Below are 14243 nucleotides of genomic sequence, written 5' to 3' on the forward strand. Positions count from 1 at the left end.
CCGTCATGTCTGTAACGCTCGCAACGGTCTCCTACGTCGGAGCCACCATCCTGTTCATCCTGAGTCTGGGCGGCCTCTCGCACCCGGAAACGTCACGCCGTGGCAACCTGTACGGCATGATCGGAATGACCATCGCCGTGCTGGCCACCGTGTTCGGTCCGCAGGTCACTTCCGCCGGATACGGCTGGATCATTGGCGCCATGGTTGTCGGCGCGTGTATCGGTGTGTTCGCCGCGCGCACGGTGAAGATGACACAGATGCCCGAACTGGTGGCTCTGATGCACAGCCTCGTTGGCCTGGCTGCGGTACTGGTCGGATTCGCGAACTATATCGATCCGGCCGCTGCCGGACAGTTCCAGGGCGCCGAAAAGACCATTCACGAAATCGAGATCTATGTCGGAATCCTGATTGGTGCGGTCACCTTCTCCGGCTCGATCATCGCTTTCGGCAAGCTCTCGGGCAAGATCAGCGGCAAGCCGGTGCTGCTGCCGGCACGCCACTGGATCAACCTCGCTGGACTGCTGATCGTGGTCTACTTTGGGCGCGAGTTCCTGCATGCTCATTCGCTCAGCGAAGGCATGACGCCACTGGTCGTGATGACGGCGGTCTCGCTGCTCTTCGGCATCCATATGGTGATGGCCATCGGCGGCGCCGACATGCCGGTGGTGGTATCCATGCTCAACAGCTACTCCGGGTGGGCGGCCGCGGCCACCGGTTTCATGCTCAACAACGACCTGCTGATCGTCACCGGCGCGTTGGTGGGATCGTCGGGTGCGATCCTTTCCTACATCATGTGCAAGGCGATGAACCGGCACTTCATTTCGGTGATCGCCGGCGGCTTCGGCACCGAAGGCGGCACGCCCGCTGCTTCCAGCGGTACCCAGCCGGCGGGCGAGGTAGTGGCTGTGTCTGCGGCCGAGACAGCCGACCTGCTGCGCGAAGCCAAGAACGTGATCATCGTTCCGGGCTACGGCATGGCGGTGGCACAAGCGCAGCACACCGTCTACGAGATCACCAAGTTCCTGCGCGAAAAGGGCGTGAACGTGCGCTTCGGCATCCATCCCGTGGCGGGGCGAATGCCAGGCCACATGAATGTCCTGCTCGCCGAAGCCAAGGTGCCCTACGACATCGTGCTGGAAATGGACGAACTCAACGATGACTTCCCGAACACCGACGTCGCCATGGTGATCGGCGCCAACGACATCGTCAATCCGGCTGCACAGGACGATCCGGGCAGTCCGATCGCCGGCATGCCGGTCCTTGAAGTGTGGAAGGCAAAAATCTCGATCGTGATGAAACGGAGCATGGCCTCGGGCTACGCCGGTGTGGATAACCCACTCTTCTACAAGGAAAACAATCGCATGCTCTTCGGCGATGCGAAGAAGATGCTGGATGAGGTGCAGGCTGCCTTGAAAGGCTGAGTGCCCCCAACTTGTCGTGGCTGCGATCGACGACGCCCGCAAACGCGGGCGTCTTTCGTTGGCGCAGCCGCTGGCCGCGCTACAAGCGCGGCCAGCAATTCGATCCGGTCAAGAGGGGGACGCCAGATTTCCGGATGGTTACCGACATCTGATAGAATCACATCGATAGTCAGATTCGCGCGTTCGCCAGCTTTCCTATCTCTAGGGGGTCACATGGAGGTCAAAGAAGTTCTGCAGGTCAAGGATTCAGCCTTGTACACCGTGCATCCGGAGTCGCCTCTTTCGGAAGCGGTCATCATGATGGCCGAAAACGATATTGGCTCGGTAATCGTCGTGGAGAACGGCAAGCTGGCGGGAATGCTGACATTCCGCGAAGTGATGGCAATTCTTGCCAAGCGACAGACTGAACGTCGCGTCGGGCCAACGCCGCCAATCGCCGAGATCCTGGTCATCGAGGCAATGGATCGTACGCCCCGCACCGCTGATCCGGACATGGACGTCGACGAGTTGCGCCGCATCATGGTGGATTCCCACACGCGCTATGTTCCCGTGATGGAGGGGGACACCATCGTCGGAATCGTCTCGTTTCACGACGTCGCCAAGGCAGTGCTCGAAGAACGGAACATGGAAAACAAGCTGCTCAAGGCATATATCAAGGACTGGCCTTCGCCTTGAGGGCGAGCGCGTTGCGTGCGCACCGCCAGCGGCGATCAGTCTTCGCCAACCGCAAACAGGCGGCGATGTTCCTTGATCGCATAACGATCGGTCATTCCTGCGATGTAATCCGCCACCCGGCGTAGTTGGTCGCCTTCGTCAGCCGCTCGATATTGCGGCGGTAGCAGGCGCGGATCGGCAGCGAAGGCGGCAAAGAGGTTGCTGACGATCCGTCGTGCCTTGCTTGCCATGCGCAATACTTGATAGTGTTGGTAAAGGTGGGCTCGCAGAAAGCGCTTCATGTGGCGCTGCGCCGCCAGCAAGTCCTCCGAAAAAGTGACCAGTGGCGGTGCCTGACGCGCTTCCGCAAGGTCGCGTGGCGCCTGCCGGGCGATGTTCGCCGCGGTCGTTTCGATCAGGTCGCACACCAACGTATCGATCATGCGCCGAACCGTTTCGTGGATCAAGCGGCGTCCGCTCAATCCGCGATGGATGCCCCGGACATGCGAGATGTGCCGCGCGAACAGGTTTACTTCATCGAGTTGTTCGAGGGTGATGAGCCCCGCCCGTAGTCCGTCGTCGACGTCGTGATTGTTGTAGGCAATTTCGTCGGCCAGATTGCAGATCTGCGCTTCCAACGAGGGTTGCGTTCGGTTGACAAAGCGCTCGCCGAGTTCGCCGAGCTGGCGGGCTTTTTCGAGAGTGCAATGCTTGACGATGCCCTCTCGCGTTTCGAAGCAGAGGTTGAGCCCGGAAAAGGCCGCGTAACGCTCTTCCAGCAGGTCAACCGTGCGCAGGCTCTGGAGATTGTGCTCGAAGCCGCCATGCTCACGCATGCAGTCGTTGAGCGCGTCCTGGCCGGCGTGCCCGAACGGCGTATGACCGAGGTCGTGCGCCAGGGAAATCGCTTCAGCAAGATCCTCGTTAAGCCGTAGAGCTCGCGCAATCGCACGCGCGATCTGCGCCACCTCGAGGCTGTGCGTCAGCCGGGTGCGGAAAAGGTCACCTTCGTGATTGACGAATACCTGGGTCTTGTATTCGAGGCGCCGAAACGCTGTGGAATGTACGATCCGGTCGCGATCGCGCTGGAACTCGCTGCGATGCGAAGGACTGGACTCGGGGTGAAGGCGACCTCGCGAGTTGTTCGCGGCAACCGCATAAGCAGCCAGTTCAGCCATGGCCGCTGCAGTTGGCGATCGCCTTGCGGATCGTGATTGTTGGCGCCGCGTCGCTGAGCACCGCACGCCCGACCTGCCGCAGAAGCACGAGGCGGAGTTTCCCGTCCTGCACCTTCTTGTCATGTTGCATCAATTCGAGGTAGCGGTCGACGCTCAAGTCTGGCCCACGCACCGGCAGGCCAGCACGCTGAAAGATCCGCTCGACGCGCGTGACGTCCTGCCTGTCGATCCAACCCAGCGCCGCCGACAGCTCGGCGGCCATCATCGTGCCAGCGGCAATCGCTTCGCCGTGCAGCCATTCTCCGTAGCCAACTCCCGTCTCGATCGCATGGCCAAAGGTGTGACCGAGGTTGAGCAGAGCCCGTTCACCCGTTTCGCGCTCATCGGCTGCGACCACCTCGGCCTTGTTCCGGCACGCACGGCAGATTGCTTCCGCCAGCTCAGCCGGCTGCCGAGCGACGAGGCGTTCCAGATGTAGTTCGAGCCATTCGAGAAATGGCAGGTCTCTGATCAGGCCGTACTTGATGACTTCCGCGAGACCGGCCCGCAACTCGCGATCCGGAAGCGTGTTCAGGGTATCGGTGTCGGCAAGCACCACCCTCGGCTGATGAAAAGCGCCGATCATGTTCTTGCCCAGCGGGTGATTGATCGCCGTCTTGCCGCCGACCGACGAATCGACCTGCGCGAGCAGGGTCGTTGGCACCTGGATGAAAGGCACGCCACGCTGAAAGCAGGCAGCGGCGAATCCGGTGATATCGCCGACGACGCCTCCTCCGAGAGCAATCAGCGTCGTCGAGCGTTCGCAACGGTGCTCGAGCAGCTTGTCGAAGATCGAATTGAGGGTTCGCCAATCCTTGAACTGCTCGCCATCGGGCAGAACGACCTCGACGACCTCGCTCCCTGCACGACGCAGGGGATCGGCCAGGCGACCCAGATACAGGGGTGCTACGGTCGTATTGCTGACGATGGCGACCTTCCGCTGCTGCAGGTATGGTGTCAGCAGCCCCGCCTGGTCGAGCAGGCAGCGTCCGACGTGGATCGGATACGAGCGATCGCCGAGGGCAACGGTCAGCGTCTCCATGATTCTCCCGCTTCCTTGTTCATCAGATGCAGAACCGACTGCGCAGTAATCCTGCTGCCACTGACGACCAGGTCGGCAATGCTTCGGTACAGGGGATCGCGTTGCGCGTGCAACTCCTTGAGCTTCTGCAACGGGTCACGGACCTGCAGCAGCGGCCGATTCCGGTCGTGACGAGTGCGCTCGCAGAGTGTCGGCAGCGGCACGTCGAGATAGACGACGAAACCGGTGGCCTGCAGATATTGCCGATTCTCCGGTCGCAGGACGGCACCGCCACCCGTGGCCACCACATGGCCTTCGAGTGCTGCGAGGTCCGCGATGACCTGGGCCTCCCGCTTGCGAAAACCGTCCTCGCCCTCGATTTCGAAGATCGTCGGCAGACTGACGCCGGTGCGAGCCTCGATTTCGTGATCCGAGTCGATGAAACGATAGGTCAAGCGTTTGGCCAGAGCTTTTCCGATCGTCGTCTTGCCAGCTCCCATCAGGCCGACCAGATAGACGTTGCGCTTTTCGCTCTTCACGAATCAAGTACAGCTTCCAGCGGACAAGCTGTGGCGCCAGAGCCCGCTACACCACCGGATAGCATTACCGCAACGTCAGCGTCTCGGCGACGATCCTAGGCGTGATGAAGATCAGCAATTCGGTCTTTTCGTCGACGGTGGAGCGGTTCCGGAACAGGAATCCTACATAGGGAAGGTCGCCGAGAAATGGAATACGTGTTGTCTTGTCATCTGTTCTTCGAGTATAAATCCCCCCGATCACCACGGTCCCGCCATTGTCCACCAGGGCCTCGGTCTTGACGTGCTTGGTGTCGATGGCAACTCCCGCTCCGCCGGTGGGAAGCGCGCTCGGAGTGTCCTTGTTGACGTCCAGCTTCATCATGATCCGGCCATCCGGGGTGATCTGCGGAGTGACCTTCAATGACAGATTCGCTTTCCGGAACGCAACACTGGTGGCTCCGGAACTGGTCGCCTGCTGGTAGGGAATCTCGACACCCTGCTCGATGATCGCCTCGACCTGGTTGGCCGTCATCACGCGCGGGCTGGAGATGACCTTGCCTCGCCCATCAGCCTCCAGCGCCGAAATCTCCGTCGCCAGGAACTGCGTCAGCGCCTTGTTGAAGAGCAGCAACGACAAGGTGCCTGGCGTCCCCGATGCCGGTGTGGCCGGAAGATTGACCTGCGTACCGTAGGCGCCGAGCGGCGCGACACTGCCGGCCACCGTGCCGGCGATCAGTTGCCCGCTGATCGCCGTGCTGTCCCCGCCGATGCTGACCGCGCCGCTCGGATACTTCTGGCCCCAATTCAGGCGCACTCCGAGGTCCTTGGCGAAGCTGTCGGTCGCTTCGACGATGCGCGCTTCGATCATCACCTGTCGGGCAGGGATGTCCACCTTGGCAATCATCGCCCGCACGTCGTCGAGTCTGCCGGAAGTATCTCGGACAAACAGAATGTTGGAGCGATCCTCGGTGTTCGCGCTACCGCGCTTGGAAAGGAGAGGCTGTCTCGGGTCAGCGATCAGTGCCTGGATGTCTTTCGCCTTCATGTAGTTGATTTGAAAGCTCTCGGTAAGCAACGGCTCGAGGTCGCCGATCTGGACTCGCGATTCGAACTCCAGCTTTTCCTTGGTCGCGATTTCCTCCCGCGGCGCAATCAGAATGACATTCCCGTTCTTGCGCATGTCGAGGCCCTTCTGCTGCATGATGATATCCAGCGCCTGATCCCAGGGAACGTCTTTGAGAATCAGCGTGATCGCACCGCCAACCGAATCACTGACGACCATGTTCATGCCGGTGAACTCGCCTATCACTTGCAGCAGGCGGCGAACATCAACATTCTGGAAATTCAGCGAAAGCTTTTCTCCCTGATAACCACCGCGCGACCCCTGTACCAGTTTGTTCGGGTTCTCGATGATCGGTTTGACTTCGATGACGAACTGATTGTCACTCTGATAGGCATTGTGTTCCCAGAGGCCACGAGGAGTAATGGTCATCCGCGTGTTGGCACCTTGCTGCAACGTATCGACGGCCAGTACCGGCGTGGCAAAATCGGTCACGTCCAGATGCTTTCGAAGGTGCTCGGGGACCGTAACCTTGGCAAAGTCGACCACCAGTTTCGACCCCTGCTGCTTGATGTCGATGCCTGCGTTGGCGTCGGTCAGGTCGACAGTGATTCGAGCCTCTCCGTCCTTGCCTCGCCGAAAGGCGATGTCACGAATCGCGCTCGACAGCGCGGACGAACTCGCCTGCGAGAAATGTTCGACTCGCGTAGCCACCCCACCAAGCTTTTCACTCGGTGCCAGGACCAGCAACAGATTGTTGCCGTCGATCGTCGGTTCGAAAGTCATCGCCTTGCTCAGGTTCAGAACGACTCGCGTCCGGTCTTCGGCCTGCACGATATTGGCACTCCTCAGATCGCCTTCATTGTAGGTCTGGCTGGATTTACCAAGACCATTGGTCGTGTTCGGAAAATCAAGAGCGATGCGCGCCGGTTTGGCGACGCTGAAGGCAGCGGGCAACGCTTTCAAGGGTTCCTTGAAAGTCAGCTTGACGTTGAGCAGAGCCCCTTGCTGCACGACGTTCATCGCGTCGAGAGAATTCTGTGCAACGTCCTCTGCGCTTGCCAATCCGAGAGCGAATAGCACACCGACAAGCAAGCCGAGCAGTGTCCGTTTGATGTGCCTCATTTACTTTGCTCCCTTTTCCTGCAACTGCAAGGTGCTCGTTCTCTCCACCCAGTCCCCTGCGGAGTCCTGTACGAGCTCGCGCAGGGTAATTTCGGACTCGGATATATTGACCACCACGCCGAAGTTCTGCCCCATGTAGTTCCCGACCTTCACCTGATACAAGGTACTGTCAACCTGAATGATCGCATACCACATCTTCTTCCGCGTCATCACACCGACGTATTTCAGCGATTCCAGGGGATAGAGCTCCAACGGCTCCTTTGGACGATCGAGGTCGGGTCGGAAGCCACCGCCGCCCTTCTTGTCTTCGGGACCCACCTTGGCCGGTTTGAAAGGGTCGAGCAGATTGGCAACATCGTAGGAAACGGCTTCGTACGGCTCGACCGTCGGCAACGGCGGAATCCTGGCCTTGGAATCCTGGCCAACGGCCTTCATCCACTCACGTAGATCCTCGTGCTCGCCAGTGGAACACGCAACGAGCAGGACGCTACTCAGCAACAAGGTCAAGATCCTCATTGCTTTCCGGCCTTCGCAGCCTGAGCAGCCTTTTTCTTGGCTGCCAGCTCTTCCTCATCGAGGTAACGGAAAGTCTTGGTAATCGCATCCATTACCAGCGTGCCATCCTTGCTCTGCGCATTCGTGCCGATGACGATGTTGTTCAGGGTGACGATTCGCGACAGCTTTCCGATATCCCCCGCGAAGGCACCGAAATCGTGATAGCTCCCCGTCAATCTCACGTTGATCGGCAGTTCGGCGTAGAAGTCCTTGACCTGCTCGGGACCGGGTTTGAACAGCTCGAACTGCAGGCCTCGCCCCATGCCTGCCTGATTGATCTCGACGAGCAATGAGTCGACCTCGGACCTGTTCGGCAACTGCTTCAAGAGTGCGCCGAATGCGCGGTCAATCTCGTTCAGGCGCTGAACGTAGAGGTCAAGGTTTACCGCCTGCTTCTTCTTGACGACGTACTCGTCCCGCAGGCGCAACTCGGTTTGCTGCTTGTTCTCGAGTGCGTCGAACTGGTCCGCCCAGAAGAACCACCAGCCCGCCAGGACAACGGCCAGAAAGACACCGAGCAGCACGGTCACGCGCGGCGCCAGCGGCCAGGTTCCCACATCGCGCGGATTCAGGCCCTGGAAATCCCTGAGGAAAGCGCGCAGATCGATCGACCGAAGTGCATTCGCTTTCACTTCTGCCCTCCGGGTGCGGCTGCAGTCCTCTTGATCGAGGCATTCATGCTGAACTCGTTGAGACGCCGCTTATCGACCGTTGCCGCCTTTATTTCCAGCAATTGTGGTTTTTCCAGCCAAGGCGAAGCCTCGATGTTGCGCATCAGCGTGGAGACGCGTGCGCTCGACTGAGCGAAACCGACGAGGCTGATTCTTTGACCCTCCTGTCTGAGAGATCGCAGGTACACTCCCTCGGGCATCTGCTTCGCCAGCTCGCTCAGCAATCGAACTGCCTCCGCCCGATCACGCTGCAGCGACTCGATGATCCGTTTCCGTTCCATCAGGGCGTCGATTTGCTCCTTGAGTCTCTTGATCTGATCGATCTCCTTGTCGAGTACGGCGATCTCCTTCTTGAGAAAATCGTTTCTGGCATCCTGCGCCGCAATGTACCCGGCGATCACCGAGTAGACAACGACGATGATCAGCCCGGAAAGCAGCATGACCATCCCCAGCAGCGCGTAGAACTGCTGGCGTCGCGCCCTGCGCCTCTCCTCCCGGTGCGGAAGAAGGTTGATCCGTATCATGCGTCGAATCTCCGCAGCGCAAGGCCACAGGCCACCAACAGGCACGAAGCATCGGCCAGTAGATTCTTGCCACGAACGCCATCCGCAAGCAACATGTTGGCAAAAGGATTGGCAATGATCGTGTTGATTTGCGTTCGCGAAGCCACGACTTGGTCGACTCCGGGAATTACTGCACAACCACCCGCGAGGACGATATGGTGGATCTCGTTGAACTGTGTCGAGGTGAAGAAAAACTGCAGGGCGCGCGACAATTCCAGAGCCAGCGCCTCACGAAAAGGCGGCAGCAACTCGGCTTCGTATTTCTCGGGGAGATTGTTGCGACGCTTCTCGGCTTCGGCCTCCTCGAAAGGCATTCCCAGAAGCCGAACGATATCCTGGGTCAATTGATTGCCGCCGAAGGCCTGCTCGCGCGCGTAGAGCTGCTGCCCGTTTCGAAGCACGGTCAGATTCATCACGTTTGCGCCCACGTCGACCAAGGCAACGATCCTTCCCTTGCCGGCTTCGGGAAGCTGCGCCTGGATCAGTTCGAATGCCGCAAGAACTGCGTAGGACTCGACGTCCAGCACCTTCGGCTTGAGGCCGGCCGATTCGGCAACGGCAACACGATCTTCGACCTTTTCCTTGCGCGACGCAGCGATCAGCACCTCGATCTCGTCGGGCGACGACGGCGCCGGACCGACTACCTGAAAATCGAGATTGACCTCATCCAGCGGGAACGGGATGTACTGATTGGCTTCGGATTCGACCAACAGCTCAAGTTCCTCCTCGCGCTGACCGGCGGCAACGATGATCTTCTTGGTGATGACATGCGCCGCGGGTAGGGCAATCGCCACTAGCCGCGTCGAAGTTGCGAGCTTCTTCCACGCGCGCCTTACCGATTCGGCCGCAGCCTCGAGATTGACGATGTTCCCATCGGAGACGACATCCCTTGGCAAGACTTCGATTGCGTAGCGCTCGACACGATAATTGCCCTTGCCATCACTGCCCAGTTCCACCATCTTGACCGAAGATGAACTGATATCAAGACCGATCAGCGAGCGCGATTTTGGGTTGAAGATCGAGAGATCAAGCTGCAAGTCGCCACTCCTCGCCCAAAAAACCCTGCAATATTTTACATTTAGCGTGCAAATAGATATTCTACTTTAGATGCTAACAACTAGCCTCCGGCATGTAAAGCGATTTGTCGAGTGCTCTGCCCTGTTGCTTCGACATGCGGCGGTTTGGCGCCTGCCCCCGGAACCTTCCTCCGTATGCGCTACAGGCCACCGAGCCGTTTTCCGAAGGACACCGCGTACGCGGGCGAGCGGAACAGGAGGACCGGATCAGCAGTTGGCCCGATGCCGTCCCCCATCACCAGTGGATCGAAATTGATCGATTCGCATGCAGCTCCTTTCTGGGGCATCGCCGCAAGAATGGTCAAGATCCCCGCCTTGATCTGCTGGCGACCCTCCGGCCACGACAGAGTCGGGTTGTCCTCGGGGTCGCCGGGGGCGCCCACCGTGAGGATCATCTCCCAGCGCACCGGCTGCTCCCTGGTCTGTTCGATCAATGCCGCTTCCAGGAAATTCGGCGGCGAAGACTTGAGCTCGTCGTCCGACAGCTGTTTTTCGCCGGCAAGCGGGACGAAGCGCCAGCGGACCAACGTGACCTGATCGTCACGGTTGATGAACTTGAAGGTGTGAATGCCGAAATAGCGGCTGTTGGCATAGCTTGCAGGCGGATTGCGACTGGCCAGGAAATCTGCCTGCGCCCGGTTGTCCGGATGGCTCTCCTTGAATGCCCGGACTTTCTCGGGATCCGGCTTGCCGGTCGCCGGATCAGGTGTGATCGCAACCATCAGGTCGAGGAAGGTCTGCGGTCGTGCAGCGCCGAACATCGGCGTGTTGAGCATCGTCATGTGTTGCAGGCCACCACCCGGCAACTGAAACTCGAGTGCCATGCCACGCGCGCTCCTGGCCGTATCCGGCGCTTTGGCATTGCCACCTGAAAGCGAAAAGCGCGCGACGACCGGCACCACCTTACCGGAAAAAAGTTCCGAGCGCGAATACACGGCGGCTTCTTTCGTTCCGACGAACTCGCCTAGCGCGCAGGTTCCCTTGGTATGATTTCGACGCTCTCCAGGGACAACTCCGAAGACCGCTTCGATTGCCGCCACCACTTGCTCCGCCCCGACGTCAGCGGCACTGCAGGGCAACGCCGCGCAACTCAACATTGCGCTCAGCAGACAGGCCGACTTTTTCTTTCCTTCCACATTTTCTCCTTTCCTCGCGAACGATCGACCGGTATCGCCGACATCACGCGGCTGGCATCACGATGCCGGTGCAGACTCATCGTCATGATAGCAGCGACCGCTGTGCACGGCTTGCGCGATGGGCGCCAGCCCTGCTATCTTCCCGATCGAAAGGCAGGTGGCGGTCGATGACCAGCAAGTTGCTCACTACCTGGAGCGAGTACGACGCCGCAACGCAGGAAATCCTCGATCGATCGACCGTCACACTGGAAATCTTCGACGAGGATCTGTCGTCACTCAAGCTCGAAAGCTTATCGAAGGTGGCCGCGTTGCGCGCCTTGCTTGACTCCCATCGCTCTCCGGGGCGACTGACGATCGTTGTCCGGAAAGCAGATTTCGTCCGACAATACAGCCCGCGGTTGCTGAATCTGCTGAGCACTTACGCGCCGGCGCTGACCATCAGCGAATCTCCACCACACCTCGGTACTCTCGCGGAGTCGCTGCTGATTGCCGATGGCCGTCACGCACTCGTGCGCTTCCATCGGGATCAGCCGCGTTCCCGACTGATCGTCGATGACCAGAGCGAATGCGCGCCCGTCGTGCAGCGCTTCAACGAGATTGTCGCCGCCGGAGTCCAGCCCCTGAGTCCGACGACGCTCGGCCTGTGAGCTTACGCCCCCCCGCTGGGAAGCGATTCAGACTGGACTGACACGCCATCTTGCGGCGCGCTCGTCGCGATTCACGTACCAGGCACGCACTCGCGGCAGATCGAGACCCGTACCAAAGGCACGCCGCTGATCAATAGCCGTGCCTGACCTGCGACAGGAAAGCCTTGGCCCGCTCGTGTTCTGGATTCGAAAAGAAACGCGCCGGGGAGGTGTCTTCGAGAATGACGCCTTCGTCGAAAAAAATGACCCGGTCGGCAACTTCCCGCGCAAAACCCATCTCGTGCGTCACCACCAACATGGTGATGCCGCTGTGGGCCAGTTCGCGCATCACGGCAAGGACCTCATTGACCATTTCGGGGTCGAGCGCCGAGGTTGGCTCGTCGAAAAGCAGTACCTTCGGGTCCATGGCCAGCGCACGGGCGATTGCCACCCGCTGTTGCTGGCCACCGGAGAGCTGCACCGGATACTTCGCCGCCTGGCTCTTCAGCCCCACCCTTTCGAGCAACTGCAGTGCCTTGCTTTCGGCCGCCGAGCGCGGCATCTTCCTGACCCGTATTGGTGCCAGCGCCACATTGCGCAGAATCGTCAGATGCGAGAACAGATTGAAACTCTGGAAAACCATCCCCACCTCGCGCCGGATCGCATCCAGGTGCTTCAGATCGTCGTTGAGAACGATGCCATCGACGATGATCTCGCCCGCATCTTGCGCTTCGAGGCGATTGAGGGTACGCAGAAAGGTCGACTTCCCGGACCCTGACGGCCCAACGATCGCCGTCACCTGCCCCTCGAAAAAGGTTGCCGAAACGTCCCTGAGTGCCTGGAAGGAACCGAAGCTCTTGCTGACCCTGCGCGCCTCGATGATGATCCGCGGAGCGTCCTCAGTATTCATCCGCTTGTCCTATGGCTAGCGCTTCTGGCCGACGTCGAGCTGTGCCTCCAGCGCCGCTGTCAAGGTGGTAAATGCTGTGGTCAGAATCAGGTATATCACGGCGATGGTGATGAACACCGGAATCGGTTGATAACTCTCGGCCTGCACCCGGTAGCCGACCATGGTCAGTTCGACGACGCTGATCGCATAAGCCAGTGACGAATCCTTGACCAGCGACGCCAGGTTGTTGGCCAGCGCCGGCAGGGCAACACGCATGCTTTGCGGCAGGATCACGCCCAGGAAGGTTTGCAAGGGGGTTAGGCCGAGTGCCCGCGCTGCTTCGATCTGACCATGCGGCACCGCGAGGATGCCGGCACGCACGCATTCAGTGTTGTAGGCACCGACATTCAGCGACAGGGCAATCGCGGCGCAGGCAAAATCGGACAATTCGATCCCTTCCGGCAGAATTTCCGGAAAGGCCAGCCAGACAAAAAGAATCTGCAACAACAGAGGCGTGCCGCGGATCAGCCAAACGTAGCCATCGCAGAACCGGCGCAGCGGCCAGAAATGCGAAAGCTTGCCGAGTCCGGCCAGGACACCGATCAGCACACCGGCACTGCCGGAGATCAGCGTCAGCTCGACGGTAATCCGGGCGCCATCGACAAACTGTTGCGCGGCTGGACCGATCGGCGCAGGTGCCGCAGCCAGCGGCACCGCCATGCCCCAGAGAAAGACAAGCAGTCCGACCATCGCGCCGGCCATCGCCCACCCAGGGTGCTTCCTGGTCCAGTCCATGAATCCGGAATTTCCTCAGGAACGGCAGGAAATGTCTTCTTTGAAATACTTTTCGGAGAGCGCCTTGTAGGTGCCATCCTTCATCACTTCGGCCAGTGCCTGGTTCAGCTTGTCTTCCAGCGCCTTGTTGTTCTTGCGCAGAATCATCGAGACGCGTTCGACAAACACCATTTCTCCGCCGGAGATACCGGCATCCGGATTCTTTTCGAGTGTGGCCTTGACCGTAAACTTGTCCGAAATCCAGGCATCCACTTTTTTCGCACGCAGCGCCGAGAAAGCTTCCGGATCTCCTTTGTATGTCTTGACGGTCTTGACCCCCTTGACCTTCTTGGCTGCGTCGGCATAGGTGGTGGCGAGTTGCACGCCGACGGTCTTGCCATTCAGTGCCGCCACGGTCAGCGGCCCGTCCTTGTAAGCGGCGATCTGTCCGCCGGTGCAGTAGTGGGGATGCGCGAAGTCGACCGACTTGGCACGCTCCTCGGTATAACCGTGCGAGGCAATTGCAAAGTCGAAGCGATCCTGTTTCAGTGCCGCCAGTTGTGCATCGAACGGAACCACTTTCCATTCGAGCTTGAGGCCAAGCTTCTTGGCGATCGCTTCGGCAAGTTCCACCTCAAAGCCGGTCAGCTTGGGCCCATCGTAATAATTGAACGGCTGAAACCCCCCTTCGGTGGCCGCGACGATTGTTCCTGAACTCTTGATTGCATCCCATTCACGGGCCTGTGAAGATCCGCTGACAATGAGTGAAAATGGAAGCACGACACTCAACAATCCGGCTGCGAAACGCATGGAACCTCCTGTCGAAAAATCATGGATCGCGCGACAACGCGTTGCCGTCGCACCGCGACCTGTCCCCGGGCAAGTCTGCGAAGGCCAAGAGTACAACATTCCGGAACACCGGAGCACAACAATAGTC

The 14243-nt window shown here is 59.6% G+C and carries 15 protein-coding genes; 3 read left to right on the forward strand and 12 right to left on the reverse strand.

Features of this window, described 5'->3' with window-relative positions; all coding sequences use genetic code 11:
- Positions 1-5: 5 nt before the first annotated feature.
- Positions 6-1421 (forward strand): Re/Si-specific NAD(P)(+) transhydrogenase subunit beta, encoded by a 1416-nt coding sequence (gene pntB / locus NFV80_RS07725; RefSeq protein WP_295327392.1) that lies wholly within the window; start codon positions 6-8, stop codon positions 1419-1421.
- Positions 1422-1634: 213 nt separating this feature from the next.
- The gene (locus NFV80_RS07730; RefSeq protein WP_295327390.1) at positions 1635-2096 is read left to right on the forward strand and encodes a CBS domain-containing protein; all 462 of its coding nucleotides are present in this window, start codon (positions 1635-1637) and stop codon (positions 2094-2096) included.
- 35 nt (positions 2097-2131) lie between these two features.
- Here NFV80_RS07730 and NFV80_RS07735 read toward each other — a convergent pair whose 3' ends face one another.
- The 9 genes from NFV80_RS07735 to NFV80_RS07775 form a co-directional block, all read right to left on the reverse strand.
- Entirely contained in the window at positions 2132-3253 is a 1122-nt protein-coding gene (locus tag NFV80_RS07735) for a deoxyguanosinetriphosphate triphosphohydrolase (protein ID WP_295327388.1), read from the reverse strand.
- Positions 3246-4334: a 3-dehydroquinate synthase gene (aroB, locus tag NFV80_RS07740; protein ID WP_295327386.1), complete on the reverse strand. Its 1089-nt coding sequence runs from the start codon at positions 4332-4334 to the stop codon at positions 3246-3248. The genes NFV80_RS07735 and aroB overlap by 8 nt, the downstream gene beginning before the upstream one ends.
- The gene (locus tag NFV80_RS07745) at positions 4322-4813 is read right to left on the reverse strand and encodes a shikimate kinase (RefSeq protein ID WP_296758348.1); all 492 of its coding nucleotides are present in this window, start codon (positions 4811-4813) and stop codon (positions 4322-4324) included. Before NFV80_RS07745 ends, aroB begins: the two co-directional genes overlap by 13 nt.
- 103 nt (positions 4814-4916) lie before the next feature.
- Positions 4917-7016 (reverse strand): type IV pilus secretin PilQ, encoded by a 2100-nt coding sequence (locus NFV80_RS07750; RefSeq protein WP_295327384.1) that lies wholly within the window; start codon positions 7014-7016, stop codon positions 4917-4919.
- Positions 7017-7532 (reverse strand): pilus assembly protein PilP, encoded by a 516-nt coding sequence (locus NFV80_RS07755; RefSeq protein WP_295327382.1) that lies wholly within the window; start codon positions 7530-7532, stop codon positions 7017-7019.
- Complete coding sequence (gene pilO / locus NFV80_RS07760) at positions 7529-8203, reverse strand: type 4a pilus biogenesis protein PilO (protein WP_296758311.1); 675 nt, start codon at positions 8201-8203, stop codon at positions 7529-7531. The genes NFV80_RS07755 and pilO overlap by 4 nt, the downstream gene beginning before the upstream one ends.
- A complete protein-coding gene (locus tag NFV80_RS07765) occupies positions 8200-8766 on the reverse strand; it encodes a PilN domain-containing protein (protein WP_295327378.1) in 567 nt (188 codons plus the stop codon). Before NFV80_RS07765 ends, pilO begins: the two co-directional genes overlap by 4 nt.
- Positions 8763-9842 (reverse strand): pilus assembly protein PilM, encoded by a 1080-nt coding sequence (locus NFV80_RS07770; RefSeq protein ID WP_295327376.1) that lies wholly within the window; start codon positions 9840-9842, stop codon positions 8763-8765. The genes NFV80_RS07765 and NFV80_RS07770 overlap by 4 nt, the downstream gene beginning before the upstream one ends.
- Before the next feature lie 179 nt (positions 9843-10021).
- The gene (locus NFV80_RS07775) at positions 10022-10978 is read right to left on the reverse strand and encodes a catalase family peroxidase (RefSeq protein ID WP_295327432.1); all 957 of its coding nucleotides are present in this window, start codon (positions 10976-10978) and stop codon (positions 10022-10024) included.
- A 206-nt stretch (positions 10979-11184) separates the two neighbouring features.
- On the opposite strand from NFV80_RS07775, the gene NFV80_RS07780 reads away from it, so the two are divergent.
- Positions 11185-11664: a hypothetical protein gene (locus tag NFV80_RS07780; RefSeq protein WP_295327374.1), complete on the forward strand. Its 480-nt coding sequence runs from the start codon at positions 11185-11187 to the stop codon at positions 11662-11664.
- A gap of 130 nt (positions 11665-11794) precedes the next feature.
- On the opposite strand, the gene NFV80_RS07785 is transcribed toward NFV80_RS07780, so the two are convergent.
- From NFV80_RS07785 to NFV80_RS07795, 3 genes are read right to left on the reverse strand one after another with little or no spacing between them, the layout of a single operon-like run.
- Positions 11795-12553 carry an amino acid ABC transporter ATP-binding protein gene (locus NFV80_RS07785; RefSeq protein ID WP_295327372.1) on the reverse strand — a complete coding sequence of 253 codons (759 nt, stop codon included), beginning with the start codon at positions 12551-12553 and terminating at the stop codon, positions 11795-11797.
- A 15-nt stretch (positions 12554-12568) separates the two neighbouring features.
- Positions 12569-13327 (reverse strand): amino acid ABC transporter permease, encoded by a 759-nt coding sequence (locus NFV80_RS07790; protein ID WP_295327370.1) that lies wholly within the window; start codon positions 13325-13327, stop codon positions 12569-12571.
- A gap of 15 nt (positions 13328-13342) precedes the next feature.
- Entirely contained in the window at positions 13343-14116 is a 774-nt protein-coding gene (locus NFV80_RS07795; RefSeq protein ID WP_295327368.1) for an ABC transporter substrate-binding protein, read from the reverse strand.
- Positions 14117-14243: the final 127 nt, after the last annotated feature.

This window comes from Accumulibacter sp. (assembly GCF_023806565.1).
GTDB lineage: Bacteria > Pseudomonadota > Gammaproteobacteria > Burkholderiales > Rhodocyclaceae > Accumulibacter.

Coding starts and splice junctions, on each gene's coding strand:
- NFV80_RS07765 (WP_295327378.1), bottom strand. CDS start 8,766: ATGATACGGATCAACCTTCTTCCGCACCGGGAGGAGAGGCGCAGGGCG.
- NFV80_RS07790 (WP_295327370.1), bottom strand. CDS start 13,327: ATGGACTGGACCAGGAAGCACCCTGGGTGGGCGATGGCCGGCGCGATG.
- NFV80_RS07730 (WP_295327390.1), top strand. CDS start 1,635: ATGGAGGTCAAAGAAGTTCTGCAGGTCAAGGATTCAGCCTTGTACACC.
- NFV80_RS07780 (WP_295327374.1), top strand. CDS start 11,185: ATGACCAGCAAGTTGCTCACTACCTGGAGCGAGTACGACGCCGCAACG.
- pntB (WP_295327392.1), top strand. CDS start 6: ATGTCTGTAACGCTCGCAACGGTCTCCTACGTCGGAGCCACCATCCTG.
- NFV80_RS07735 (WP_295327388.1), bottom strand. CDS start 3,253: ATGGCTGAACTGGCTGCTTATGCGGTTGCCGCGAACAACTCGCGAGGT.
- aroB (WP_295327386.1), bottom strand. CDS start 4,334: ATGGAGACGCTGACCGTTGCCCTCGGCGATCGCTCGTATCCGATCCAC.
- NFV80_RS07755 (WP_295327382.1), bottom strand. CDS start 7,532: ATGAGGATCTTGACCTTGTTGCTGAGTAGCGTCCTGCTCGTTGCGTGT.
- NFV80_RS07785 (WP_295327372.1), bottom strand. CDS start 12,553: ATGAATACTGAGGACGCTCCGCGGATCATCATCGAGGCGCGCAGGGTC.
- NFV80_RS07750 (WP_295327384.1), bottom strand. CDS start 7,016: ATGAGGCACATCAAACGGACACTGCTCGGCTTGCTTGTCGGTGTGCTA.
- NFV80_RS07795 (WP_295327368.1), bottom strand. CDS start 14,116: ATGCGTTTCGCAGCCGGATTGTTGAGTGTCGTGCTTCCATTTTCACTC.
- NFV80_RS07745 (WP_296758348.1), bottom strand. CDS start 4,813: ATGGGAGCTGGCAAGACGACGATCGGAAAAGCTCTGGCCAAACGCTTG.
- NFV80_RS07775 (WP_295327432.1), bottom strand. CDS start 10,978: ATGTTGAGTTGCGCGGCGTTGCCCTGCAGTGCCGCTGACGTCGGGGCG.